This window comes from Paenimyroides baculatum (assembly GCF_008629655.1).
Classification (GTDB): Bacteria; Bacteroidota; Bacteroidia; order Flavobacteriales; family Flavobacteriaceae; genus Flavobacterium; species Flavobacterium baculatum.
Window position 1 is genome coordinate 77,415 of sequence record NZ_VWSG01000009.1, and the last position, 23,351, is coordinate 100,765.

A 23,351-nucleotide genomic window follows, 5' to 3' on the forward strand; every position below is an offset into this window, starting at 1 on the left:
TGTTTTATAGTTCTTTTATAAAATTACTAATAAAACAGGCAATTACCATTTGGGTTGATATTAAAAATCTATTAAACTATAGATTTTTTAACTGCACGATACTATTTCTGCAACGTATTTTCTTTTATAATGTATGATTGATGGATTGAATTGTTCTTACGGTGAAAGGTGTCGTTGTAAAGATATCCTTCGGAATCTTTCCTTAACAAAGGTTGCGGATTGAAATTTCCTGTGGCATCAAACTGTCTTATGAAATCGTCTTTTGTTTCATCGTAATCGGGATGTTGCCAATCGTATTTATATTCGGGTTCGAACTGTGGTCTTTTCAAAATATACGAAAGAAGAAATCCAGAAATGAAGCCCGCCAAATGACCTTGCCATGAAATTCCTTCTTCAATATCGGGCAACATATACCAAACCGACCCGCCGTACAAAATAATCATTAAAAACGAAATTGCCATTAAACGGTATTGTTTACTGCGAATTCCCGTAAAAAACATGTAAGCTGTTAAAACGTAAATTAATCCGCTGGCTCCAATGTGCGTTCCTGTTTTCGCGATAAGCCACGTACCTATTCCCGATAATAAGATTCCGCCGAAAATAAGAGTTTGCCAGTTTTTATAGTAGTAATAACAGATTAACGGAAGCAAGACCAAAAGTGCCAAGGTGTTGTTCCATAAATGTTGAATGGATCCGTGTAAAAATGGCGAAAAAAGTACACCGCGCAAACCTTTAAATGTTCTTGGAACGATTCCGAAATTATTAAGCTCGAAAAAATAACGCCAATCTAAATAATAAACCAACCAGATCACCAAAAGTGAAACAAACGGAATCCAAAAAACTTGCGGACGATATTTTAACTGATCTATTTCCATGAAGGAATGAAATCAAAAATAAACCCAAATAAAAAAGACTGCCTTTTTGGCAGAATACGTCATATTTCACAACAACTTAAATAATACATATTTTTTTGCTACGACATAATCTATTTTATAATTTTACGATATGAAAGCACCTTTAGCAGAACGTATTCGCCCAAAAACATTAGAAGACTATATTAGTCAGGATCATTTGGTTGGTGCAACGGGTATTTTAACGCAAAGTATTAAACGCGGCATTATACCGTCGATGATTTTTTGGGGACCACCAGGAATAGGAAAAACGACTTTAGCCGAGATTATTGCACAAGAAAGTAAACGACCCTTTTATGCGTTGAGTGCGATAAATGCCGGTGTTAAAGATGTACGCGAAGTTATTGAAAAAGCCAAAGGAAACAACGGTTTATTTACACCCAAAAATCCTATTTTATTTATTGATGAAATTCACCGTTTTAGCAAATCGCAACAAGATTCACTATTGGCTGCTGTTGAAAAAGGATGGATTACACTGATTGGTGCTACAACCGAAAATCCGAGTTTTGAAGTAATTCCCGCATTGCTTTCGCGTTGTCAGATTTACACGTTGAACGCGTTTACAAAAGCAGATTTAGAGGAGTTACTGAATCGTGCGTTAATTGTTGATGAGGAACTGAAAGAAAAAAATATTTCGATTATAGAAAACGAGGCTTTGTTCAGAGTTTCAGGTGGCGACGGTAGAAAACTTCTGAATACTTTTGAATTGATTGTAAATTCGATTGGTGATGAAACCGTTGAAATAACCAACGAAAAAGTACTACAGATTGTCCAAAAAAATACTGTTTTGTACGATAAAACTGGCGAACAACATTACGATATCATATCGGCTTTTATAAAATCGATTCGTGGAAGTGATCCAAACGGAGCTGTTTACTGGTTAGCCCGAATGATTGAAGGTGGTGAAGATTTAAAATTTATTGCACGTCGTTTAGTTATTTCAGCTTCTGAAGATATTGGTCTGGCAAACCCAACGGCAATAATTATGGCGAATAATATTTTTCAGGCAGTATCGGTTATTGGTTACCCCGAAAGTAGAATCTTGTTAAGTCAGTGTGCTATTTACTTGGCAACATCGCCAAAAAGCAATGCCAGTTATATGGCAATTGGCAAGGCACAAGCAGCAGTAAAACAGACGGGAGATTTATCAATTCCGATTCATTTACGAAACGCTCCGACCAAATTAATGAAGGAATTGGGTTACGGCGAAGATTATAAATACAGCCACGATTATCCGGGAAATTTTACCTATCAGGAATATTTACCAGACGATTTAGTTAACACACCTTTTTACGAACCCGGAGAAAATGCGCGTGAAAAACAAACCAAAGACTTTTTACATCAGCGTTGGCAGGGAAAATATAATTATTAAAAAAACACTTCTTTTGAAGTGTTTTTTATTTCTTGTTTAAAGCCGAATATTCTAAAGCATTTTTCAACGCATCAACGTGAGATTTTGAACGTAATTTCACACGACTTTCTCCGTTTGCTGTAAAAATTTGTTCGTTTTTGCAGTTAATCAAAGTTACTGTTAATTTAGTAGCAGTCATTGATTTTCCGCGCTCTACGTTACATTTTAAAACCTTACAAGGATCTGCTTTTGCTTCTTGCGGTAATTCCTGATCGTCGTAAAAAACGGTATAACCGGCTTCTTCTAATTTATGTTTTAAAAAAGAATTTACACGGTATTCGTTAAATTCTTCCTGAAAATTATAAACCTTTTTCATTTGAACATATTTAGCGTTCAAACCTTGTGCCTGCATGCCTAAACCTAAACATGCGAAAAGCATTAAAAATAAAAATTTCTTCATTTTATAATATCTCTAAAAGTTGATTTAATTGTTGTACTTCTGCCACACCAATGGTATTTTCTAATTTAAATTCGTTAAACCAGACAACCTGCATACCTACATTTAATGCACCGTGAACATCGGCATTTATGTTATCGCCAATCATTAAACTGTTTTCGGCTTTAGTCTTTGCGGTTGTTAAGGCATGTTGAAAAATTTGCGGATGCGGTTTTTTCACTCCTGCTATTTCGGAATTTGTTATTGTTTGAAAATATGCTGTTAAATTGGCATTTTTCAGTTTTCTCTCTTGAACAACATCAGGTCCGTTGGTAATAATGTGCAAGCGATAATTGTTTTTCAATACATCTAACGTTTCATAAGCACCATCAAAAACATGATTATAATTAGGCAGTTTACCGATAAATTCATCTGCAATGTAATAGATATGATCATCGCTAATCTTTACATCAATTGCATCAAAAGTATCTTTTAATCTGCCATAGCGCAGAAAATCACGCGATATTTCTTCTTTCGAAAATCGTTCCCAATAAGAATCGTTAATCGGTTTAAAATTTGTCATAAAATTATCAACACCAATTAATTGCATCTCGGTAAAAATTGCCTGAAAAGTTAATGCAGAATTTTTATCGAAATCATAAATGGTATGATCCAGATCAAAAAACAAATCGGTAATATATTCCTTTTGTATCATTATTTCTGATGTGTAATAACGGCATTTTCAATATGGTAAATCCAATCGTCGATATCGTCTGCATTGTATCTAAACGTACCCTCCATAGTAACATAGGTATCGGTTTTTAATCGCGGCGTACTACCTTTAAACTTAATTCCCATAATGGTTTCAGGACCGGCATTTCCGCAGAAAAAACACTGCGCAAAAACATTTTTACTTAATGCGTACGATTTACTGTCGATAGGCACAATAAAGCCCGAAGCTTTGATTTTTTTACCTTGCAACGCTTTTAACGTTCCATTTACCATTGGATACATTACTTCGCCGTAATGCGGATTTTTCTTTTTAATGAAATCAATCTGTCCTAATAATTTCCAAGTGACTTCGGTTGGGTTTTGATAGTATAATTCCGATGGTTTTTCTGTTGTATTTTTCACCGAGAAGCTCATTAAAAAAACGGCTAATCCGCAATAAGCTGCAACGAATATTTTTTTTAACATGTGATCTATTTTATTATTTTTTATTGGTAATTACTGCGTTTTGTATATTAAAAATTAAATCGTCTTTAGTTTTATCGTTATAAAAAAATGTTCCTTCTAACGTAATATAAGTATCGGTTTTTAAACGTGGTGTTTTGTTTTTAAACTGAATTCCCATTAGTGTTTCGATACCAGCATTTTTATTGCAAAAAAAACAGTGCGAATACACATTCTTACTTAATACGTACGATTTACTATCTAAAGGAATTACAAAACCGCTTATCTTAATCTTTTTGCCTTGTAATGACTCCTTAATAACATCACCATAATTTTGCATAACTCGCAAGCTGCCTCCCATTCTGCCTAACATTTGCCAAGTGACTTCAGTCAGCTGATCTTGAACATTAATTTCCGCAAAAGATTTAGCCTTTTTAGTAGAAAAGCTCATTAAAAAAACGGCTAATCCACAATAAACTGCAATGATTATCTTTTTAAGCATTTGCCAACGTTTTTGATATGTTTAACGAATACGCTTTAATTGCCGGAATAATTGCGGCTACAATTCCTACGGCTAATGTGGCTACAAATAACATTCCTTCTTCTTTCCATAAAAATTCAAACGGATCAAATGCCATTTTAAATTCTTCTTGTGATGAAACGGATAAGAAATACAATCCGATTCTACCAAATACAATACCAAGAATAAAACCTATCGTGCATAAAAAGATACTTTCTAGCAAAACCAACCATAATAATTGAAATTTGGTAGCTCCGGTGATGCGAAGCAACGCAAATTCGTATCTGCGTTCTTTCAACGTATTATATAATGCAACGAAAATACTAATGCCTGAAATAAACATAATGCCATATGCTAAATAGGTTAATGCCGAAATTCCCACACCGAACAAAGCAAATAAACGGTTCACTTCTAAAGCCGGTGAGGCTGCCTGCATTTCGGTATTTTGAGGAATAATTCTTGGCCAGGTCATTTTAGCCATATTGTTGCGCAATTTTAAAAGAACTGCTGTAATTTCTTTTCCTTCGTGTGGATTGACTTCTTCGTGATGATGCTCCTCACCTTCTGTATGAACGTGTGGTTCTTCGGCAGAATGATTATGAGCCTCTTCGGCATGACCTTTGTGCTCATGGTCGTGCATGTGCCAAACCGATGCAATGTTTGTCAAAATTAACTGATCGGCAACTTTACCAGACGGAACCAATATTCCCACCACTTTATACGCATGGTGATCGTGCACTTCGCCTTCTTCTACATCGCCATGTGTTCCAAAAAAGGTATCACCAATTTTCAAGCCGATATTTGCCGCAATGTTAGATCCTACCACCACTTCAAAATCTTTAGCAAATAAATTTCCTTGCTGAATTTTCAAATCGAAATGTTTGGTGTAATTTTCGGTGGTTCCTACAATTTTATACCCCAAATAATTATCGCCATAAGCCAGCGGAACCGCACTTTCTACCATTGGTTTGTTCATCCACGCTTCGGCTTCGGTGTACGAAATATTTCCCGGAGGAGCATCGATCTGATAAACCGACGAAAGGATCAATTGCAACGGACTTCCTTTTGCTCCCAACACCAAATCGATATTATCCATTGATGAGGAAAATTTTTCCTCGAACTGTTTTTGAAGCAAAATCAATATCGATATAATTGAAACCGACGCGGTTAAAAGTATGATGCTTAAAAACGTATTCAGCGGCTTAAACCACGTATTTTTCCATGCTATTTTACTAATCATGACAAGGTGATTTGGTGGTTAAACAATGATTTTAAGCGTTGATCGTGTGTTACAATAATTAATGAAGATTGGTATTCTTTTGCTAAATCGCTCAATAATCGGGCTACAATTAAAGCATTTTCATCATCTAAACTCGATGTTGGTTCATCTGCCAAAATTACCGACGGATTGTTTATTAACGCTCGAGCAATGTTTACGCGCTGTTGTTGTCCTATACTTAATTGACTTGGCAATTTATGAACGTGATCTTTCAATCCTAAATTATCCAAAATGCTTAAGGCTTTTTCTTTGGCTTTTGATTTTTTAGCAATCCACGATGCCAGCACAACATTATCTAAAACCGAAAGTGCTTCGATAAAAAACGATTTCTGTAAAATCATTCCGATCGATTGTCCACGAAAGGCATCTAATTTAGCTGCGTTTAACTGTAAAATATCCTGATTGTTTATAGTGATGTTACCTGCGGTTGGCTGCAACAAACCACCCAGCAAATGCAGTAAAGTGGTTTTACCTGTACCCGAATTTCCTGTAACCAACAAAGTTTGTCCGTTTGGACAATCGATATCAGGAAAATGAAATTTTTGCGTAGCCGAATAGGAAAAAGTAACGTTTTGCGTTTTAATCATTTTATATATTCTTAAACGGTATGCAAGATAGTGAATATTCTGCGGATTTAATAACAGTTTAGGTTTGTTTCAGGTTTAAAGTTTATAGATTTGTTCTACAAAATATCATCATCGGCAAAACTAAAATAACCGGTTTGGGTAATAATTAAATGATCAAGCAGTTTAATATCCAAACTATTGCCTGCGAGTTTAATCTTCTGCGTAATATCTTTATCGGCACCACTCGCAACTAATTGTCCCGACGGATGGTTATGAACCAAAATTAGTGCAGTTGCCAAATGTTCCAAAGCAGTTTTAAACAACATTCGGATATCAACAATGGTTTGGGTTAAGCCACCTTTGCTTAACTGCAATTTGTAAATTACTTTATTGCTGTTGTTCAACAATAAAACCCAGAATTCTTCGTGCGGTAAATCGCCAATTATTGGCTGCATTAGTTTGCAGACATCTTCTGAAGATCCAATTTTTGTAAGTTCTTTGGTTTCTGATAACTGTAAACGCTTCACTAGTTCTAACGCGGCTACAATGGTTATTGCTTTTGCTTCGCCAATGCCTTTAAACTGCATTAACTGTTGAATACTTTGTTTTTGCAACTGATGCAACTGATTACTATTTTGCTGTAAAATGCGTTTACACAAATCAACTGCACTTTCGTTACGGCTTCCCGACCCTATTAAAATGGCAATTAATTCGGCATCACTCAAACAGCTTTTACCTTTGTACAATAATTTTTCGCGCGGCTGATCGTCTTCAGACCAATTTTTTATGGAGAAATGTTTACCTTCGTTACTCATGCCCAACTAATTAACGTTTTATAAATATATGAAAGTATTTTTGTTTTTGATGTTTTCTGCTGTGATTACTTCGTGTACTTTGAAAAGCCAGGAAGGTGCTGATGTTGCTATATTTTCATCTGACGAAACAACCATCAAAAAAGATACAATTAACGACGATGTTTCAGATTTTAGGAGAAAACTTTCAAAAAAGGCTCTCTCAATAATTGATCCTTCGGTTCGATACACGCCAGATTATGTCAGCATCAGTTATCCGAATGGCGATGTGCCTGCAAAAACTGGAGTTTGTACCGATGTGGTGATTAGATCGTACAGGAAATTAGGAATCGATCTGCAAAAAGAAGTGCATGAAGATATGTGTGCGAATTTTAGCATCTATCCGAAAAATTGGGGTGCAACTAAAACCGATACCAATATTGATCACCGACGTGTGCCTAATTTAGAAACTTTTTTTACCAGAAAAGGTAAGAAACTAAAGGTCACTCAAAATGCTGATGATTATAAAACAGGAGCCATTGTTACTTGGATGATTAACGATAAATTACCGCATATTGGCATTGTTACCAACAAATTATCGAAAGACGGTAAACGCAGACTGATTGTTCACAACGTTGGCGGCGGACAAGTTTTAGAGGACTGTTTGTTTAAATACACTATTGTGGGGCATTTTGTTTATGAGGGTTAAGCGTTATATCTTGGATTATGCTTTCTAAAATCGCTTTTGCTTTCAAAACTATGATTACCAAGAATATCATGAAGATTTAATTCGCGGATTAATCCCAATTTATAGTAATGAATTAATTCTTTTCTAAAGGAAAACATGTGAATTTCATTCAATAATTTAAATTGATATTTTACAACCGTTTTATCTGCAAAACGAATAGACAAAAAGTTATAAATCCCTGCAGAACTGACTGGACTGTACAAATTCCCACCACCAATATATTTATCCTCAAAATCAACACAAGTAAACTCCATATTTTCAATTTCAAACAAATCATATCGTCTTTTTAAAATCTCTACAGAATTCATATAAAAATGTATTTTACCTAAAGTATTGTAAGTTATATTTTGACTTCTAAACATGTTACCTACTTGTATATAGAAAAAGTAAACCATATAATAAACAACACTTAAAATAAAGATAAAAATTGCAACAAAATCAGGAAGATATTTATGGAAAAATAGAACTATTCCTAATAAGGGTAGAATAACAAACAATCCTTTGTCTATAATATTATAAAACTTATATTGTGGTTCGGGCAGAACCTCAACAATACTTAAACCTTCTTCGGCATACACCCTCATAAAAATGTTTTTACGAATATAAAAAAAAGCAACAAAAATGTTGCTTTCCTTAATCAATATTCAAAGATCCGTTAGAATATTTATCGAAAAAATCTTTTTTGTAAACATCGCCCAAAGGAATTTCGGCATCGTTAATATAAAGCGTGTGATTGGTAAACGAATCGATATAATCTAAATTTATAACATACGATTTACTTACACGCTGAAAATACGTTTCGGGCAATTTCTGGTGGATGCTTTTTAAATTCATTGCCGTAATAAGCTTTTGATTTTGGGTATGAATAATCACGTAATCTTTTAAGCCTTCTACAAACCAGATATCCTTGAAATAAATTTTATGGTAACGGCGGTCGGCTTTTATAAATAAAAAGTCGGTGGTGTTTGATTCTATCGTATTCTTTTGCTCGGCAAGTAAATCTATATATAAAGTGGCTTTTTTAACGGCTTTGTCTAATCGGTTAACATCAATTGGTTTCAGTAAATAATCAATCGCATCAAATTCGTAGCTTTTCAGTGCATACTGCGGATATGCGGTTGTAAAAATAATCAGCGTTTTTTCGGGTATCTGCATGGCAAATTCCAAACCGTTCATTAAAGGCATTTCGATATCGAGAAAAATCAAATCAACATTATTTTCCTTAATAAAATCTAACGCTTTTAGGGCTGTAGAAAATTTTGCTTTAATTTCAATGTTCGATACTTCTCCCAAAAGTGCCTGCAGTTCTTCGCGTGCCAAAGGTTCATCGTCTACTATAATGCAGTTCATAACGGAATGGTTAAATTAACAATATACTCTTTTTGGTTGTTGGTAATGTTTAATTGGTAATTGTTGCGGTACAGCAATTCCAAACGTCTTTTTATGTTCGCCAAGCCCAAGCCGTTGCTTTTATTTTTTGAAAGATGCTGGTTTTCTTCAGATTTTGAATTGATACACACAAAATGCAATTGTTTGTCTTTAATATCGATAGTTATCTTTACAAACGTTTCATCGCCATTGGGATCTACGCTGTGTTTTATAGCATTTTCTATAAAAACGGTAAATAATCCGGGTGATATAAAAGTGCTATTCAGGGTATTTTTATCGATACGATTTTCAATTTCAACCTTAAAATTGTCTTTGCGGATTTGTTCCAGATTTAAAAAGTTCGAAATAAATTCAATTTCCGATGCTAAAATGGTTTTTTCGCCACTGTTTTCGTATAGCTGATATCTTAAAAATTCTGACAAACGAATAATTACTGTGTTTGCCATTTCGGGATTTGTACGAATCAACGCTTTTACGTTGTTCAACATATTAAACAAAAAATGCGGACTTACCTGATTTTTCAATTCGTTTAATTCCATAGCAAACGTAATGTTGTTTAGTTCGGTTATACGTTCGTTGTCTTTAAGCCAGCGCTGCAATAATTTTATGGTGGTTGAAACCGAAATCAACGACGCACAGACAATGATCACTCCGTAAAAATCGGCTTTTGTATTATTCTTGTGCATTAATTTATGTGCTTCCAAATAATCTTTATGCAAATACAAGTTAAAATAATTTTCGTGAAAATAACTTAAAATCTGTACACCTAAAACCGCCAATAGAATTAGAAAAATTGCATACGGAACGTATTTTGATTTAAACAAAAAGCACGGAACCAGCACATACATATTTACATAAAACATAACTACAAATATTATGTAAACCGTTGCTGCAGCGTAATATCCGTAAGGTGTTCCGTACGAATCTATAAAGCTTCCAAAACAAAGCATCAAGAAAAATACCGTTAAAAAAAGCACATGGCGTTTAATACGGTAACGTTTTTCTATCAAAAAATCCAATACTTTTTTATCCCTGAAATCCTGGCATTCTGCAATCATCAATACAAAAAAATTTAGAGTACAAAGTTAAGGCTTCTTTTACAACCACTTACCTATATTATACAAACTGCCCAATTTATTATATAAAACCACTAACATTTCTGTTTGGTATAAAAAAAGTGGGGTTTCATCTAAAAACTGCATTTTACGTACTTGTATTTAATTCCTTTGCACCTGTATTTAAACAAAAGGTTTATGAATATTGATACTTTTCAGACATTTTTAGAACGAATCGACCCTACTTTAACCAAAGAGGAAAAGAAAGATAAAATGGTGCAGATTGCCGATATTAGTTTGTTTACCCAATGTTACAGCACGCAGCTTACGTTTATGGGCTGTATTGAATACGACATTAATATTATGGAACATAACGGCATTAAAACCGGCATTTTGTTTTGTGATTTAAAGAAACTGAAAAGAGATTCTTTTAACCCTTGGTTGTACACTCCGTTTTCGTCGGAATTTTTCAGATCGCAGACAAACATAGACGATTTTTGGTTTGTTTTTGTTGAAGAAACCATCAATACACCTTTTAAAAAGTTTATTGATTTTATGGAAGATAACCATTTAACCGATTATTACAGTAAAATTTTCCTGTTGAGTTATTTTGAATCGAACCTTCATCAGTTAAAATAACCATTGCTTTAAATTTAAGACGATTGATCATGATAAAGATTTTTAAAACAAACGTTACACATGCTACAGACGGAAACCATTTGTTGGAAAATGTTTTGCAGCAGAAATATCCGCACTTTAAAATTAATTTTGATCTGGAAGATTGCGATAAAATCCTGCGTATTGACGGTTCTGATTTTGACTCAAACGAATTGGTTACGTTGATGGATACCTACGGTTTTTTGTGCGAAGAATTACATTAACATAAAAATACACCCATGTTTAAAGATTTCGCAGCCTGGTTTAAAAATAAAATCAACAATAATTTAGCCTACAATTTACGTCAGGTTTGCTACATTGTAGGCATTTGGGTTTTTGTTACGCTGTTTTTTGTTTACTTAAAGTTTAACGATATTCCTGAAAGTTTTTTGGTAGAAATTTATCAGCTAAAAAGCGGTATTTCTAAAAAGCTTATGTATCAGGCAGCACTTTTCATTGGGTTGACTTTTGGTTCTGTACTGGGATTTCTGCATGTGTTTGTATATCCTTACATTGAACGAACCCAGAAACTTTTATTCAATATTTTATTTAGAATTATCATTTTCTGTCTGCTTTCGCACGTAGTTTATTTTGCGCTGCTTACCACTTACGGATATTCTATGAACACCCAATTTATGATTTGGGGTTTTAACGATCCCGGAACCATAAACATTTTACTATATGCCTTTGTCACCGAATTTTTGGTAGGATTGATCATACTTTTACGACGAAATTTGGGTAGAAAATACTTTATTAATACTATTAAAAACACCTACAGACATCCGAAAGAAGAAAACCGAGTTTTTATGTTTTTAGATTTGGAAGATTCTACGGTTATTGCCAACAAAATGGGACATTTGAATTTCAGCAGATTTATTCAGGATTGTTTTTGGGATTTATCGGATATTACACTTAAATACGGAGCCGAGATTTATCAGTTTGTCGGCGATGAAGCTGTAATAACGTGGAAAGTTTCTAAAAATTTCGATTATGAAAAATGTATCGCCCTTTATTTTTCTTACAAAGAACTGTTAGAAAGTAAAAGCGATTTCTACATGCAGAAATACCAGACAACACCTAATTTTCGCAGTGCCGTTCACAGCGGAAAAGTTTCTGCAGCTTTGGTTGGCGATTACAAAAAAGAAATTGCCTATCACGGAAACGTCTTAAATTTAGGATCGCGCTTGCAGAAAACCTGCAAAGAACACAATGCCGATATTTTAATTTCCGAAGATTTTTCAGACAATCTAAAAGATCATTGGTATGGTTTAACTCCGATTACTTTGCACCATTTAAAAGGCATAAACGATATACAAACCGCTTACAAAGTGTGCGAGGAAAACAAGAAATATTATTTTTATTTGTGATCCTTGTATCGTTCAACACACAAAATAATATAAACAAAAAAGCGACTTTTTAGTCGCTTTAAATTATTCTATAATGCTTTGAACCTCATCAAAATTAAGTCCGCCGTAATTGCCGGAACTCATCAGCAATAAAACTGAATCGGTAAAATCCTGTACCAGTAAAAACGACTTAAATTCTTCGGGATTGGTGTAAACAATTAAATTTTCACGGTTAAACGCTTGTTCTATCTGTTCTTTTGTAACTTCTTCCAATTTTTTAATAGCAACAGCATCGGGCGAATAAAATACAACGGCCACATCGGCAGCATCTAACGCTCCTTGATATTCCGTTAAGAATTCGGCGTTTAAACTACTGTACGTGTGTAATTCTAGACAAGCAATCAGCTTTTTCTGCGGATACTGTTTTTTAACTGCCTGAGTAGTTGCCGACACCTTACTTGGCGAATGGGCAAAATCTTTATATGCAACTGCGGTTTCAGTAACAGCAATTTTTTCTAATCGCTTACTTGCACCTTTGAACGATGCAATAGCTTCGTAAAACTCGGCTTCATCGATTCCCATGTTTTGGCAAATCCATTTTGCACCTGCCAAATTACTCAAATTATGCGCTCCGAAAACTTCAATTGGCATTGCTCCGTCTAGCGTTTCCAAATACGTTATTCCGTTATCAATGGTATATTCTGGTAACGAATACGGCATTTTACGGATTGGTTTTTCGGCTTCTTCGGCAATTTGTTTTACAACGGCATCGTCTTCGTTATAAACCAAAATTCCGCCGTTTGTAATTTTATCTATAAATATTTTGAACTGATCTACATAGTTTTCAAACGTTGGAAACACGTTGATATGATCCCATGCGATACCGCTTATTAAGGCAATATTTGGTTGGTATAAATGAAATTTCGGACGTAAATCGGTTGGAGATGATAAATATTCATCGCCTTCAATCACAATGAAATCGTTTTCTTTTGTTAAATGCACCATATTGGTAAAACCTTCTAACTGTGCGCCTACCAAGAAATCGACTGCTACGTTGTGATAGTTCATTACGTGCAAAATCATTGAAGTAATGGTTGTTTTACCGTGCGATCCGCCAATAACAACTCGAGTTTTGTTCTTTGAATGTTCAAAAATAAATTCAGGATACGAATAAATTTTCGATCCTAATTCTTGCGCTTTTAACAATTCAGGATTATCGGCTTTTGCGTGCATTCCTAAAATTACAGCATCTATTTCACCGGTAATTTTTTCTGCAAACCATCCTTCCTCTGCCGGAAACAAACCTTTTGCCTGCAAACGTGATTTCGATGGTTCAAAAATAGCATCATCGCTACCTGTAACTACATCACCTTTATCATGTAAGGCTAAAGCCAAATTGTGCATGGCGCTGCCGCCTATTGCTATAAAATGTACGCGCATTGTTTTTTATTTTAGTAACAAAACTACATTTTTTTAAGGGAATAGAAAAGGGGAAATATTACTTCTGAAAAACTAAATATTTTGCCAGCTTTCAGGATTTTGTGCAGTATGAAAAACAGAGTAAACAATTATTTCGTTATTATTTACCTGATAAATGATTAAATAAGGAAATTTACTTACTAATGCTTCTCTAAAAGGTGGTGTCTTCTCTGAAAATTGAAACGGATTTTTCAAAATTATATTAAACAATTTGTCAACACATGAAATAAAACGCTTACCTAATTTAGTTCGTTGCAGTTCATACCAATCCACAGCATCAGCCATTTCAGCCTGCGCTTTAGGTAAAATTACTAAACGATAATTCATTTATTTACTCGTTCTAACAATTCTTTTTTACAATTTTCCCATGACAAACCTTGAACTTTTCCGTTTTCATAATCTTCTTTTCTTTCTGTAAGTTCAGTGATAAAATCTTCTGGAATTAAAGATCCATTAACACGTGGAATTTGAAAATCTTCAGTAACTGTTATAGACACAGGTTTTCCGTTATAGAAACTTTTTAGTTTTTCTATAAACTCTTCTGTAATTTCATTTGCAGATGAAAATCGAAATGTAGTATCCATAGCTCTAATGTATTTCTTTCAAAGATAATGATTTTTAGAGAATTGGTAAAAATATGGAGTTACTGATTTTTTTAATTACATTGCTACGAACTATAACCCATTTCATGAAACATATAATTTTAAATATTGCGTGTGTTTTAATGTTCGTGTTTTATTATTGCATTAACAATAATGATTTCACGAAACGACAACTTGTTGCGCAGTCTGGTTCTCGATCAATTTTATTTGAATTATCAATAGTAATTCTTATGATAATTTTTATTGTAAACCTTTTTTACTTTTTAAAATTGAAGAAAAGTACTCAAAAGTGGATCAGCTTATCTTTCGTTATAATTGCTGTTGTAAGTTTATATGCATTTTTATTTCGATCTCCATTATTAATTTAATAAGTTGAGATTCCTCCTTCGTCGGAATGACTAACTAAAATAACAAAAAAGAGTAAAAACATTCCGTCTTTACTCTTTTATCTATATTCTATTTTCTAAAAAACTATTGCAACCCTAAATATTTACGGAAATAACCACATTCTGCAATTACATCTTGGTAATATTTGGTATCGCTGTAATTTGTTTTCAAATCTACAAAACCTTGCCATTTCTGAACTACCGGTCCATCGGGATAGCCCCAATAAGTAGTCGTTGAAAAATATTTATTGTAGTAGAAATCGTTGCGTTGCGTTTTAGCCAGCATATACGCCATTTTAGCTTTTTGTTCGTTATCTGCTGCTGCCTTTTTTGCTATGTTGTAATATTTCTGCACGTTTTCCATACCGTACAACATTTTGCTATGTTCATTGCTTATACTGTTACCGTATTCGTTAATGATTTCGTTGTAATAAAAAAATCGAGCATTTCCAAAGTACGATGTATTGTAAAAGGCATTTCCAACCAAAAGTGCATTTCTGTACACATCTTCGCCGGCAGCGATTTTAGCTTTCATTTCTTTTATCTTGTATAGAAATTCCAATTGCGAGTATTTTACCGATTGTTTTGCTGCATGATCGCAATCGTTACAATCTTTAATTTTTCCGTTGAATGGATTTCCAGGAAATTGAGCCGTTTTGTAATCAACCATTTCGGTTTCGTACTGCTCTTTGTTCCAATTATAGGTTTTACTTTCAAACGGAGTAATCTTCTCGAATTCTGCAATAGCTTCATCGATCTTATCCTGATAAAACAGATAAATTCCGCGGCTTTCATAAATATCTGCCAATTTGTAAGGATAAATTCCTACAAAAATATCCTGCCAAGCCGAACGCTGACTGCTTAACAACAGTTTTTCCATAGCGTTGCTCTGCTTTTGATCTTTAAAGAATCCTTTAATCGGATAGGTTAATTCCGACATCAACCCATCACCTTGTTTTTTATAAAGCGCACTGATGTATTTTTTTGTAAACGATTGCAGATAATCAGTTCTGCCTTCGCTTACATAATCTTTCACCGGAAATGTTTCTTCGTAAAACAACCAGTTTACATCTTCGATCAGTTTTCCTTCGGCTTTTAAATCGATCTGATCAACACTTAAAAGATTGTTCAACAAACGCAAACTGCGGACCTGTCCTTTTTGATTGGAATTTTCTGCCAAAGTATGTGCACTTTTCAGCAAATTATCGGCTTTAGAATAATCGCCCGCCAACGAATTAAAATACGCCGCAGTTGCTTTCCAGATGTACGGATTATGAACTTTTGAATCGTTCGCAACTTCGTTAATCCATTTTAATTCACTTGCATTTACCTTATCTTTCAGTTCCTTTTTGACCTTTTTGGCATCAATATCCAACTTCTCGTATTCGTTATAAATATTGATACTTTGCTCGTTGATATTTACCCAGCGCGATAGTACAAAATCGATATGTGGCGAGTTTGGATTTAGCTTATACAATTCCTGCATGGCACTGAATTCGTTGGTATAATAGCCCTGCAAAGCATACATTGCTTCTTTTGCAGACTGATTTGGCGCCTGATTTAAGGATGCTTTAAAAGCAGCGGCATCTAAAGGTTTATAATCAAAAAGTGCAGACGGCATCATAGGTTTACACTGATTAAAAACCTGTGCAAAAGTGGCGTTTGCCTTTTCGTAATTTTTAAGATTTTTATAAGCGCCGCCCACATAACTTAACGCCTGATAATACAAATTGTTTTTAGGCTGATCTTTCTGGGTATCGTTAAAAAAAGTAATAACCGAAGCTCTATCCGATGAATAAAATTTAGATCGAACCACCTGAAACCACATACGGTTTTTAAAGAAATCGTCTTTTTGCGACGCCTGTTTCTTGTACAAATTTTCTACTTTACCGGTAAAATCGGTATCGGCATTTAGCTGCACCCGATTGTCATAATCCCAATAATTGTAAGTTTGGTTAGAATAGGTTTCGATACCGCGCGCCAACATGGCAAACAGCACAAATTTCTGCGTTTTCTCGTCAGATGTATCCAAAGTGAATTTAAAATTCTGTTTTTTAAACTCGGCTTCCGGATTTTTAGCCTGACTTATTGTTCTTAAAGGGACATCTAACTCTTTATTGTACAGATAATATTCAACCGTTTCGGGTGTGTATTTTTTTAAATAACTTGTCCAATCTGCAACGTTTTCATCCTTGAACAAATCGCCGGGCGACTGTACGCTGTATCCATTGTAAAAAGTAGTGTAATCATCGTAAAAAAACGGTTGATACTCTTTGTTGTTAACTGTAATTTCGGGTGAAAATATAGAAGTATATCCCGCTCCCCACTCACCTCCTGCACAAGCATAAACGTAAGCTCCGTAACCTAATATAGCAGTTAAGCTACCAGCGGCTAACAGTTTTAAAATCTTCTTTTTCATAAGCTTTTAAATTATTTTCATTTAAATCGTAAAATATAATTTCGTTGGGTTTGTGTTTGCTGTTCTTTTTAATATCGTGCATCATTTCCTTTAACTGATCTGCACTTACAGCTTCAATTTTAATTTCATCGTCTTTTGCAAGATATCTGCCTTTAAAAACAATATCTTTCACCACTTTAAACCGGTTTTCTCTGGTCTTTTCAAATTGATCTCCCTTTAAATCGTTCACACGCAAACCACCTATTAAATTGGTAACCTGATTGCTTCGAACGTGCACGCCCCAACTAAAAACGGGCAAGGCAACATTTAAAGGCAGATTGTAATTTTGTAACGAATTGATGTAGTTTTTTGCTGTTTTTTGACTGTAGATGGAATTATCGTCGCCGGCATTGATAACGCCCATGTTGTAATACATTAACACCCCTGTTTTTACTGAAGGAATGCCAGTTTTTTCGGGATACTTGATTTGATGCAAACGAATGGTTGCCGATAAATTAGGATGCAGTTTTTTAAAGTCTTCTATAAACTGAAAGTAGTTTTTTTTCGATTTCAGACTCCAATCACAATCAAACTGAATTTCGTTTACCGATACATCTGCCGATTTATTAATCTGTTGGATATAATTGTAAACTTTTAGCGCCAAACTATCAGCAGCACCGTTTTGTAGAAAAACTTCATTCTTAATATAAACAACCGGAACAATGTTGTAACCCGATGGTTTCTGATTAAAAACTACCGGAGCCACAGGAATAGCTTCATTGTTCTGTAAAGCCACATCAAAATACCGAATGTACAGTTTTTTGACATCCAGATCTTTTAAATACTGCTGTTCTGTTTGGGTTAAACTAAACGTTGTACGCCAAAAGTAAAATGCCGTGCTTATTTTTTCTGTTTTTGCCGAACAAGCTATCAATAAGGAAACCAGCAACATTAACAACCAAATCTTTTTCATAATGCAAAGAAAAAACTATTCCTGCAAAGTAGCGTTATCTTCGGTTAACAATTTAATTTCGTTTGTTTGCACCGCATCTTCGTATCGAACAAAAACAGGCGTTGCCCCCAAACCTTTACAAGTAAAGAACACACTGTAACCCTTTTTATCGTCGCCCGATACATTTATAGCTTTCAGCTTTAATTTTTTGTTCATATTGTCGGCACGCAGGTAGGCATCGTTCTGGGTGATGTACATGTAACGTTCAAAATTACTCGGGTTGTTAATTTGCAGACTGTCGCCTACTTTAACTGTGGCACCGCTTCTTGAAACATATTCGGTATAAGTACCCGCTTTGGATAAAGCATCGTGCGAAACTGATTTTACTTTTTTGTTTTGTGCCAAAACATGCTGACCAACAACAATTAAAAGAAGTAGTATGATTTTTTTAAAATGGATCTTTTTCATAATTAATAGCATTTAATTTCAATTAAAAGTAATCAATTTTAATGTTAAATGCTATAACGTTAATTATTTTTTCCAATGATGAATATCTGAACTTACGTAAGTTGAATTTGAATGATGTTGATGATGAGAAGCTGAAACAAGTTCAGCTTGACAAAACTTATATCATAAAAAAATCAATATCAATAAAAAAATCCAAGAACAAATTGCTCTTGGATTTCTTATTATTTTGAAATTATCGGTATTACTTAATAATCTTCAATTCATTGATTAAGTTGGTTGCACCCGCGTATTTATCAATAATGAACAATACGTAACGAATATCAACATTAATGGTACGTTGTAATTTAGGATCAAAAATAACATCACCAGCCATAGCTTCAATGTTACCGTCGAAAGCTAAACCAATCAACTCCCCTTTTCCGTTTAAAACCGGTGAACCAGAGTTACCACCTGTAATATCGTGATCTGTTAAAAAGTTTACGTGTAACGATCCGTCTTTATCGGCATACTGTCCGTAATCTTTTGCGTTGTACAAGTCAATTAAACGTTGTGGATTTTCAAACTCTTCGTCGCCTGCTTTATGTTTTGCAATGGTTCCTTTTAGAGTCGTGTACCAGTTTTCTTTGGCATCGTTCACTTTGTTTCCACGAGGTAAATCGATCACTTTTCCATACGTTAAACGCAAAGTTGAGTTTGCATCTGGATAGTATTTTGTTTTTGGATTTGCTTTACGTAATCCGTCAACCAATTTGCGGAATGCTACATTGTATTTTTCTTGTAATGGAGCCAATGTTGCTGGTTGCTCGCGGTATTTTGTCAATAAATCTGACGATATTTTGTATAATTCGTCGTTTTCGATCATTGATTTTTCAGGATTTTTCAAGTACTTCAACAATAAATCTTTTGATGAAAAGATACTTCCTGCAAATGCTTTATCAACAATTTTAGAATAGTCGAAATTATTTTTCTCTCCTAAAGATTTCACATAAGGCGCTACTTCATATCCAGTAGATTTTGTTGCATACAGATTTAACTGTCGCGCCAACATTTCTGCTTCTAACGGACCGTGAAATTCTTTGTACGAATCGTTAATTGCTTCTTCTAACATTGGGCGCATTTCTGCACGCTTTGCTTCGTTTTCACCAGCATACTGTATCAACGCACGACCAAAACTGTAAGGCAATGCTGCCAAGTTTGATGTACGTAAAATGGTCATTAAATAATTATCGTGACGTGCCTTTTCGTTGGTTGCAGCGTAATATGTGTTGATATCGGCAACAACCGTTCCGTACTCTTCTTTATTGTTTTTCTTGTTAGCCCATTTGTTAAATTTGGCTTCGTTTTTACGTTTTTCATCAGCTGTTTTTTGCTCTGTTAACGCATCAATCATTCCTTGACGGTTTTTCCAGTAGTTTGCAACACCTGCGTATTTACTTGCGTATGCCAAACGAACTTCGTCGCTTTTATCCATGTATTTTTTCATCACGTCTAAACCTAAACGAGATCCTTCAACCCAAGCAGGATAAGCAAATTCAACGTTTTGCTGAATTCCTTCTGCCGGCATCCAACGGTTTGTTCTACCAGGATATCCTAAAATCATAGAGAAATCGCCTTCTTTTAAACCTTGAATGTTTACAGGTAAAAAGTGTTTTGGTTTTAACGGAACGTTGTTTGCAGCGTATTCTGCAGGATTTCCGTTAGCATCACCATACACACGGAACAATGAAAAATCGCCTGTGTGACGTGGCCATTCCCAGTTGTCTGTATCGCCACCGTATTTTCCGATTGATGCTGGCGGAGTTCCTACCAAACGAACATCGGTATAATCTTGGTAAATAAAATAGTAATATTCGTTCCCTTGGAAGAAAGATCGAACAGAAACAGTGTATTTACCGCCTTCGTTATTTTCTTTATCAATTTTTGCTATTTCCTGATTGATCGCTTTTTCACGTTCAGCTTCGGTCATTCCTTTAGTAACAACTCCTAAAATACGTTTGGTAACATCGTCCATACGAACAAAGAAACGTACCGAAATATCTTTAGGTTTACGCTCATCAGCTTTTGTTTTAGCCCAGAAACCTGTTGTTAAAATATCGTCTTGCGGAGTAGAAAGTTCTGCAATTTTATCGTATCCACAGTGGTGATTCGTTAAAACCAAACCTTGATCCGAAATAATTTCTGCAGTACAACCGCCGTCAAACTGTACAATAGCATCTTTTAACGAGTGGTTGTTTATGCTGTAAATTTCGTCAGGAGTTAATTGCAACCCCATTTTTTGCATATCGCGGTGGTTTAAACGTTCAATAAACATTAAAAACCACATTCCTTCGTTTGCAAACATACCTAAAGGCATTGCAAGCATGAACAAAGAAAGGATTAAGCTTAATTTTTTCATTCTTATTGTTGATTTTTTCTTTACAGCGAAGATAATAAATTGTTTTTAGTTGGAAGTTATTAGTTTTATGTACTTACTTTTTTAATAAAGAATAAACTTTATGCGGAATTTCTCCACAAAAAGCTACAATCTATCGGTAAAACAATCTGCTTTTATATTCTTTTAAATTGACATTTTTCAAAATCATCAAACAATAATCAGCTGATTTTGTAACGGATACTATTAAATATCAATTTAAAAAACCATACACATTGTAACATTATAAGAAATGGTTCAGTTTTAGTAAATGGTTTTATTAAAAATTTTAAACCATGAAGAAAATATTCAAAAATTTTATCGGCTTGTGTACTTTAGCCGTTGTAACAAGTGTTCTTTTTGTAAATTGTAGCAGTAGCGATGATGGAGCTAATCCAGGGATTCCGGGAATGGAAGGAAAAAACATGAAATTTACCATTACTATTGATAATGTAACTATGGACGATTATATTTCGTTTGTTGCAGTAAGTTCTTCTTTCAACACCAATACTATTTGGAAAGTGAATGGAGCAGAACGTGCAAACGAAACAGGTATTTCTTTAGATAAACAAAGCTTTTCAGGATCTACTAAAACGTATGTTATTGAAAGTATTTCACCATTACCTGCTGCAAGTTTAAGTATGCAGTTTATCCCTTTTACAGATAAAAGTATCACCTATTCTTACAAAGCAGAAATTAATGGAACGGTTGTAAAAGACGAACAAAATATTACGGTAACCAACCCAAACAGCCATACAGCACAATATAGTTATTAATAAAAAATGTCTCTAAAATTTTTAGGGACATTTTATTTAGTACGATATTAAATTCAGTTGCTAAAATTTGATCACATTATATATTTTTTATTACATTTATTAAAATTTAAAAATTAATTACGTTATGGGATTATTTTCATTTATTAAAGAAAAGGGCGCTAAAATTTTTGGCAAAAAAGAACAGGAAGCTCCTGTTGAAGAGAAAAAAACATTGCAGGCACAAGCTTTGTTAGATTATGTTAAACAATTGGGTTTAACTTACAACAAACTAAAATTATCGGTTACTGATGATGATGTTAAGGTTGAAGGCGAAGTAGCTGCACAAGAAGATGCCGAAAAAATTATTTTAGCTATTGGTAATGTTGAAGGCGTAGATCAGGTTGATAACTTAATGACTGTTGCCACACCTGCACCACAAGCAAAATTTTATACTGTTGTTAGTGGCGATACATTATCGAAAATTTCTAAAGAGTTTTACGGCGATGCCAACAAATACAACACTATTTTCGAAGCAAATAAACCCATGTTAACCCATCCTGATAAAATTTATCCGGGTCAGGTTTTAAGAATACCTAATTTATAAACTGAAAGATCCTCTTTAAATTTAAAGAGGATTTTTTTATTAAGAACCAAAATGATACATGTTTAAAAAACATGTATTAATTCAACATCTGCCACAATTTATCTTTTAGCTCGGTTAAGCCTTGCTGTGCAACTGATGATATAAAGATATACGGAAGTCCGTCAAATTCTTTATCAAGCTGTATTTTTAGTTCTGCTTTTAATTCATCGTCTAACATATCGCATTTAGAAATGGCAATTAAACGGTCTTTATCCAACATTTCCGGATTGTATCTTCTTAATTCATCCAGCAAAATATCGAATTCTTTTTTAATATCGTCGGTATCGGCAGGAATCAAAAACAACAACGTTGAATTTCGTTCAATGTGTCGTAAAAAATAATGTCCTAATCCTTTACCTTCGGCAGCACCTTCGATAATTCCAGGAATATCTGCAATTACGAATGATTTAAAATCGCGGTATTCTACAATTCCCAAATTCGGCTTTAAAGTTGTAAACGGATAATCGCCAATTTTTGGTTTTGCCGATGTTAAAACAGATAGCAACGTAGATTTTCCTGCATTTGGAAATCCAACCAAACCAACATCTGCCAAAACTTTTAATTCTAAAATAATATCAACCTCTTGCGGTGGCATTCCAGGTTGTGCGTAACGCGGTGTTTGGTTTGTTGAAGATCTAAAGTTCCAGTTACCCAAACCACCTTTACCGCCTCTTGCAAGAATTACTTCCTCGCCGTTTTCGGTAACTTCAAAAAGCAATTCACCAGTTTCTTTGTCTTTAACAACTGTTCCAAGCGGCACATCAATATAACGGTCTTCACCATCGCTACCTGTACTGCGCGAACTACCTCCGTCGCCACCGTGACCTGCTTTTATATGTCGCTGAAAACGCAAATGATGCAGTGTCCATAAACTTTCGTTACCACGAATAATTACGTGACCGCCACGACCACCGTCTCCACCATCGGGACCACCTTTTTCAATAAACTTTTCACGGTGTAAATGCGATGATCCTTTACCACCTTTACCAGATGCTACATATATTTTTACGTAATCTACAAAATTTCCTTCTGTCAT

At 34.5% G+C, this 23,351-nt stretch carries 26 protein-coding genes; 7 read left to right on the forward strand and 19 right to left on the reverse strand.

Going from position 1 to position 23,351, the window contains the following annotated elements; translation table 11 throughout:
* Positions 1–101: 101 nt before the first annotated feature.
* On the reverse strand, positions 102–875 hold the full coding sequence (locus F0460_RS12130) for a rhomboid family intramembrane serine protease (protein ID WP_150013578.1): 774 nt from the start codon (positions 873–875) through the stop codon (positions 102–104).
* Positions 876–1,005: 130 nt separating this feature from the next.
* Between F0460_RS12130 and F0460_RS12135 the strand changes: the two genes are divergently transcribed.
* On the forward strand, positions 1,006–2,283 hold the full coding sequence (locus F0460_RS12135; RefSeq protein WP_150013580.1) for a replication-associated recombination protein A: 1,278 nt from the start codon (positions 1,006–1,008) through the stop codon (positions 2,281–2,283).
* Between the two features lie 25 nt (positions 2,284–2,308).
* Here F0460_RS12135 and F0460_RS12140 read toward each other — a convergent pair whose 3' ends face one another.
* The 7 genes from F0460_RS12140 to radC form a co-directional block, all read right to left on the reverse strand.
* The gene (locus F0460_RS12140; protein ID WP_150013582.1) at positions 2,309–2,722 is read right to left on the reverse strand and encodes a hypothetical protein; all 414 of its coding nucleotides are present in this window, start codon (positions 2,720–2,722) and stop codon (positions 2,309–2,311) included.
* 1 nt (position 2,723) lies between these two features.
* A complete protein-coding gene (locus F0460_RS12145; protein WP_190304148.1) occupies positions 2,724–3,413 on the reverse strand; it encodes a YjjG family noncanonical pyrimidine nucleotidase in 690 nt (229 codons plus the stop codon).
* Positions 3,413–3,895 (reverse strand): hypothetical protein, encoded by a 483-nt coding sequence (locus F0460_RS12150; RefSeq protein WP_150013584.1) that lies wholly within the window; start codon positions 3,893–3,895, stop codon positions 3,413–3,415. Before F0460_RS12150 ends, F0460_RS12145 begins: the two co-directional genes overlap by 1 nt.
* Before the next feature lie 13 nt (positions 3,896–3,908).
* Positions 3,909–4,373 carry a hypothetical protein gene (locus F0460_RS12155; RefSeq protein WP_150013586.1) on the reverse strand — a complete coding sequence of 155 codons (465 nt, stop codon included), beginning with the start codon at positions 4,371–4,373 and terminating at the stop codon, positions 3,909–3,911.
* The gene (locus tag F0460_RS12160; protein ID WP_150013588.1) at positions 4,366–5,631 is read right to left on the reverse strand and encodes an ABC transporter permease; all 1,266 of its coding nucleotides are present in this window, start codon (positions 5,629–5,631) and stop codon (positions 4,366–4,368) included. The genes F0460_RS12155 and F0460_RS12160 overlap by 8 nt, the downstream gene beginning before the upstream one ends.
* The gene (locus tag F0460_RS12165) at positions 5,628–6,257 is read right to left on the reverse strand and encodes an ABC transporter ATP-binding protein (RefSeq protein ID WP_150013590.1); all 630 of its coding nucleotides are present in this window, start codon (positions 6,255–6,257) and stop codon (positions 5,628–5,630) included. The genes F0460_RS12160 and F0460_RS12165 overlap by 4 nt, the downstream gene beginning before the upstream one ends.
* Positions 6,258–6,352: 95 nt before the next feature.
* Positions 6,353–7,051, reverse strand: a complete 699-nt coding sequence (gene radC / locus F0460_RS12170) for a RadC family protein (protein WP_150013592.1) — start codon at positions 7,049–7,051, stop codon at positions 6,353–6,355.
* Between the two features lie 28 nt (positions 7,052–7,079).
* On the opposite strand from radC, the gene F0460_RS12175 reads away from it, so the two are divergent.
* Complete coding sequence (locus F0460_RS12175; protein ID WP_223810811.1) at positions 7,080–7,736, forward strand: DUF1287 domain-containing protein; 657 nt, start codon at positions 7,080–7,082, stop codon at positions 7,734–7,736.
* On the opposite strand, the gene F0460_RS12180 is transcribed toward F0460_RS12175, so the two are convergent.
* Genes F0460_RS12180 through F0460_RS12190 form a run of 3 tightly spaced genes read right to left on the reverse strand, consistent with a single transcriptional unit; the run spans position 7,733 to position 10,222 of the window.
* Positions 7,733–8,359 carry a hypothetical protein gene (locus F0460_RS12180; protein ID WP_150013594.1) on the reverse strand — a complete coding sequence of 209 codons (627 nt, stop codon included), beginning with the start codon at positions 8,357–8,359 and terminating at the stop codon, positions 7,733–7,735. The two genes, F0460_RS12175 and F0460_RS12180, sit on opposite strands and share 4 nt — an antisense overlap.
* A gap of 49 nt (positions 8,360–8,408) precedes the next feature.
* Positions 8,409–9,125 (reverse strand): LytR/AlgR family response regulator transcription factor, encoded by a 717-nt coding sequence (locus tag F0460_RS12185; protein WP_150013596.1) that lies wholly within the window; start codon positions 9,123–9,125, stop codon positions 8,409–8,411.
* Positions 9,122–10,222 (reverse strand): sensor histidine kinase, encoded by a 1,101-nt coding sequence (locus F0460_RS12190; RefSeq protein WP_150013598.1) that lies wholly within the window; start codon positions 10,220–10,222, stop codon positions 9,122–9,124. The genes F0460_RS12185 and F0460_RS12190 overlap by 4 nt, the downstream gene beginning before the upstream one ends.
* A gap of 195 nt (positions 10,223–10,417) precedes the next feature.
* On the opposite strand from F0460_RS12190, the gene F0460_RS12195 reads away from it, so the two are divergent.
* Genes F0460_RS12195 through F0460_RS12205 form a run of 3 tightly spaced genes read left to right on the forward strand, consistent with a single transcriptional unit; the run spans position 10,418 to position 12,243 of the window.
* Positions 10,418–10,858 carry a hypothetical protein gene (locus F0460_RS12195; protein WP_150013600.1) on the forward strand — a complete coding sequence of 147 codons (441 nt, stop codon included), beginning with the start codon at positions 10,418–10,420 and terminating at the stop codon, positions 10,856–10,858.
* Between the two features lie 29 nt (positions 10,859–10,887).
* Positions 10,888–11,100, forward strand: coding sequence for a hypothetical protein (locus F0460_RS12200; protein WP_150013602.1), 213 nt, complete (start codon positions 10,888–10,890; stop codon positions 11,098–11,100).
* Between the two features lie 15 nt (positions 11,101–11,115).
* Positions 11,116–12,243 carry an adenylate/guanylate cyclase domain-containing protein gene (locus F0460_RS12205; RefSeq protein WP_150013604.1) on the forward strand — a complete coding sequence of 376 codons (1,128 nt, stop codon included), beginning with the start codon at positions 11,116–11,118 and terminating at the stop codon, positions 12,241–12,243.
* A gap of 63 nt (positions 12,244–12,306) precedes the next feature.
* Here F0460_RS12205 and F0460_RS12210 read toward each other — a convergent pair whose 3' ends face one another.
* From F0460_RS12210 to F0460_RS12240, 7 genes are all read right to left on the reverse strand, one after another.
* Positions 12,307–13,662: a UDP-N-acetylmuramate--L-alanine ligase gene (locus tag F0460_RS12210; protein ID WP_150013606.1), complete on the reverse strand. Its 1,356-nt coding sequence runs from the start codon at positions 13,660–13,662 to the stop codon at positions 12,307–12,309.
* 72 nt (positions 13,663–13,734) lie between these two features.
* Positions 13,735–14,028: a type II toxin-antitoxin system RelE/ParE family toxin gene (locus F0460_RS12215; protein ID WP_150013608.1), complete on the reverse strand. Its 294-nt coding sequence runs from the start codon at positions 14,026–14,028 to the stop codon at positions 13,735–13,737.
* Positions 14,025–14,285, reverse strand: a complete 261-nt coding sequence (locus tag F0460_RS12220) for an addiction module protein (protein WP_150013610.1) — start codon at positions 14,283–14,285, stop codon at positions 14,025–14,027. The genes F0460_RS12215 and F0460_RS12220 overlap by 4 nt, the downstream gene beginning before the upstream one ends.
* 489 nt (positions 14,286–14,774) lie before the next feature.
* A complete protein-coding gene (locus F0460_RS12225) occupies positions 14,775–17,108 on the reverse strand; it encodes a hypothetical protein (RefSeq protein WP_150013612.1) in 2,334 nt (777 codons plus the stop codon).
* Positions 17,071–18,060 (reverse strand): hypothetical protein, encoded by a 990-nt coding sequence (locus F0460_RS12230; RefSeq protein WP_150013614.1) that lies wholly within the window; start codon positions 18,058–18,060, stop codon positions 17,071–17,073. Before F0460_RS12230 ends, F0460_RS12225 begins: the two co-directional genes overlap by 38 nt.
* A 15-nt stretch (positions 18,061–18,075) precedes the next feature.
* A complete protein-coding gene (locus F0460_RS12235) occupies positions 18,076–18,507 on the reverse strand; it encodes a hypothetical protein (RefSeq protein WP_150013616.1) in 432 nt (143 codons plus the stop codon).
* Between the two features lie 241 nt (positions 18,508–18,748).
* Complete coding sequence (locus F0460_RS12240) at positions 18,749–20,902, reverse strand: S46 family peptidase (RefSeq protein WP_150013618.1); 2,154 nt, start codon at positions 20,900–20,902, stop codon at positions 18,749–18,751.
* Positions 20,903–21,213: 311 nt separating this feature from the next.
* Between F0460_RS12240 and F0460_RS12245 the strand changes: the two genes are divergently transcribed.
* Positions 21,214–21,693 (forward strand): hypothetical protein, encoded by a 480-nt coding sequence (locus tag F0460_RS12245; protein WP_150013620.1) that lies wholly within the window; start codon positions 21,214–21,216, stop codon positions 21,691–21,693.
* A gap of 124 nt (positions 21,694–21,817) precedes the next feature.
* A complete protein-coding gene (lysM, locus tag F0460_RS12250) occupies positions 21,818–22,276 on the forward strand; it encodes a peptidoglycan-binding protein LysM (RefSeq protein WP_150013622.1) in 459 nt (152 codons plus the stop codon).
* A gap of 76 nt (positions 22,277–22,352) precedes the next feature.
* On the opposite strand, the gene obgE is transcribed toward lysM, so the two are convergent.
* Positions 22,353–23,351 (reverse strand): GTPase ObgE, encoded by a 999-nt coding sequence (obgE, locus tag F0460_RS12255; RefSeq protein WP_150013624.1) that lies wholly within the window; start codon positions 23,349–23,351, stop codon positions 22,353–22,355.

What these genes read in the sequence shown, in the direction of transcription:
- F0460_RS12185 (WP_150013596.1), bottom strand. Translation starts at nt 9,125, where the DNA reads ATGAACTGCATTATAGTAGACGATGAACCTTTGGCACGCGAAGAACTG.
- F0460_RS12220 (WP_150013610.1), bottom strand. Translation starts at nt 14,285, where the DNA reads ATGGATACTACATTTCGATTTTCATCTGCAAATGAAATTACAGAAGAG.
- F0460_RS12235 (WP_150013616.1), bottom strand. Translation starts at nt 18,507, where the DNA reads ATGAAAAAGATCCATTTTAAAAAAATCATACTACTTCTTTTAATTGTT.
- F0460_RS12200 (WP_150013602.1), top strand. Translation starts at nt 10,888, where the DNA reads ATGATAAAGATTTTTAAAACAAACGTTACACATGCTACAGACGGAAAC.
- F0460_RS12230 (WP_150013614.1), bottom strand. Translation starts at nt 18,060, where the DNA reads ATGAAAAAGATTTGGTTGTTAATGTTGCTGGTTTCCTTATTGATAGCT.
- F0460_RS12210 (WP_150013606.1), bottom strand. Translation starts at nt 13,662, where the DNA reads ATGCGCGTACATTTTATAGCAATAGGCGGCAGCGCCATGCACAATTTG.
- F0460_RS12195 (WP_150013600.1), top strand. Translation starts at nt 10,418, where the DNA reads ATGAATATTGATACTTTTCAGACATTTTTAGAACGAATCGACCCTACT.
- radC (WP_150013592.1), bottom strand. Translation starts at nt 7,051, where the DNA reads ATGAGTAACGAAGGTAAACATTTCTCCATAAAAAATTGGTCTGAAGAC.
- F0460_RS12140 (WP_150013582.1), bottom strand. Translation starts at nt 2,722, where the DNA reads ATGAAGAAATTTTTATTTTTAATGCTTTTCGCATGTTTAGGTTTAGGC.
- F0460_RS12190 (WP_150013598.1), bottom strand. Translation starts at nt 10,222, where the DNA reads ATGATTGCAGAATGCCAGGATTTCAGGGATAAAAAAGTATTGGATTTT.
- F0460_RS12165 (WP_150013590.1), bottom strand. Translation starts at nt 6,257, where the DNA reads ATGATTAAAACGCAAAACGTTACTTTTTCCTATTCGGCTACGCAAAAA.
- F0460_RS12205 (WP_150013604.1), top strand. Translation starts at nt 11,116, where the DNA reads ATGTTTAAAGATTTCGCAGCCTGGTTTAAAAATAAAATCAACAATAAT.
- F0460_RS12160 (WP_150013588.1), bottom strand. Translation starts at nt 5,631, where the DNA reads ATGATTAGTAAAATAGCATGGAAAAATACGTGGTTTAAGCCGCTGAAT.
- F0460_RS12240 (WP_150013618.1), bottom strand. Translation starts at nt 20,902, where the DNA reads ATGAAAAAATTAAGCTTAATCCTTTCTTTGTTCATGCTTGCAATGCCT.
- F0460_RS12145 (WP_190304148.1), bottom strand. Translation starts at nt 3,413, where the DNA reads ATGATACAAAAGGAATATATTACCGATTTGTTTTTTGATCTGGATCAT.
- lysM (WP_150013622.1), top strand. Translation starts at nt 21,818, where the DNA reads ATGGGATTATTTTCATTTATTAAAGAAAAGGGCGCTAAAATTTTTGGC.
- F0460_RS12175 (WP_223810811.1), top strand. Translation starts at nt 7,080, where the DNA reads ATGAAAGTATTTTTGTTTTTGATGTTTTCTGCTGTGATTACTTCGTGT.
- F0460_RS12150 (WP_150013584.1), bottom strand. Translation starts at nt 3,895, where the DNA reads ATGTTAAAAAAAATATTCGTTGCAGCTTATTGCGGATTAGCCGTTTTT.
- F0460_RS12155 (WP_150013586.1), bottom strand. Translation starts at nt 4,373, where the DNA reads ATGCTTAAAAAGATAATCATTGCAGTTTATTGTGGATTAGCCGTTTTT.
- obgE (WP_150013624.1), bottom strand. Translation starts at nt 23,351, where the DNA reads ATGACAGAAGGAAATTTTGTAGATTACGTAAAAATATATGTAGCATCT.
- F0460_RS12130 (WP_150013578.1), bottom strand. Translation starts at nt 875, where the DNA reads ATGGAAATAGATCAGTTAAAATATCGTCCGCAAGTTTTTTGGATTCCG.
- F0460_RS12180 (WP_150013594.1), bottom strand. Translation starts at nt 8,359, where the DNA reads ATGAGGGTGTATGCCGAAGAAGGTTTAAGTATTGTTGAGGTTCTGCCC.
- F0460_RS12245 (WP_150013620.1), top strand. Translation starts at nt 21,214, where the DNA reads ATGAAGAAAATATTCAAAAATTTTATCGGCTTGTGTACTTTAGCCGTT.
- F0460_RS12215 (WP_150013608.1), bottom strand. Translation starts at nt 14,028, where the DNA reads ATGAATTATCGTTTAGTAATTTTACCTAAAGCGCAGGCTGAAATGGCT.
- F0460_RS12135 (WP_150013580.1), top strand. Translation starts at nt 1,006, where the DNA reads ATGAAAGCACCTTTAGCAGAACGTATTCGCCCAAAAACATTAGAAGAC.
- F0460_RS12225 (WP_150013612.1), bottom strand. Translation starts at nt 17,108, where the DNA reads ATGAAAAAGAAGATTTTAAAACTGTTAGCCGCTGGTAGCTTAACTGCT.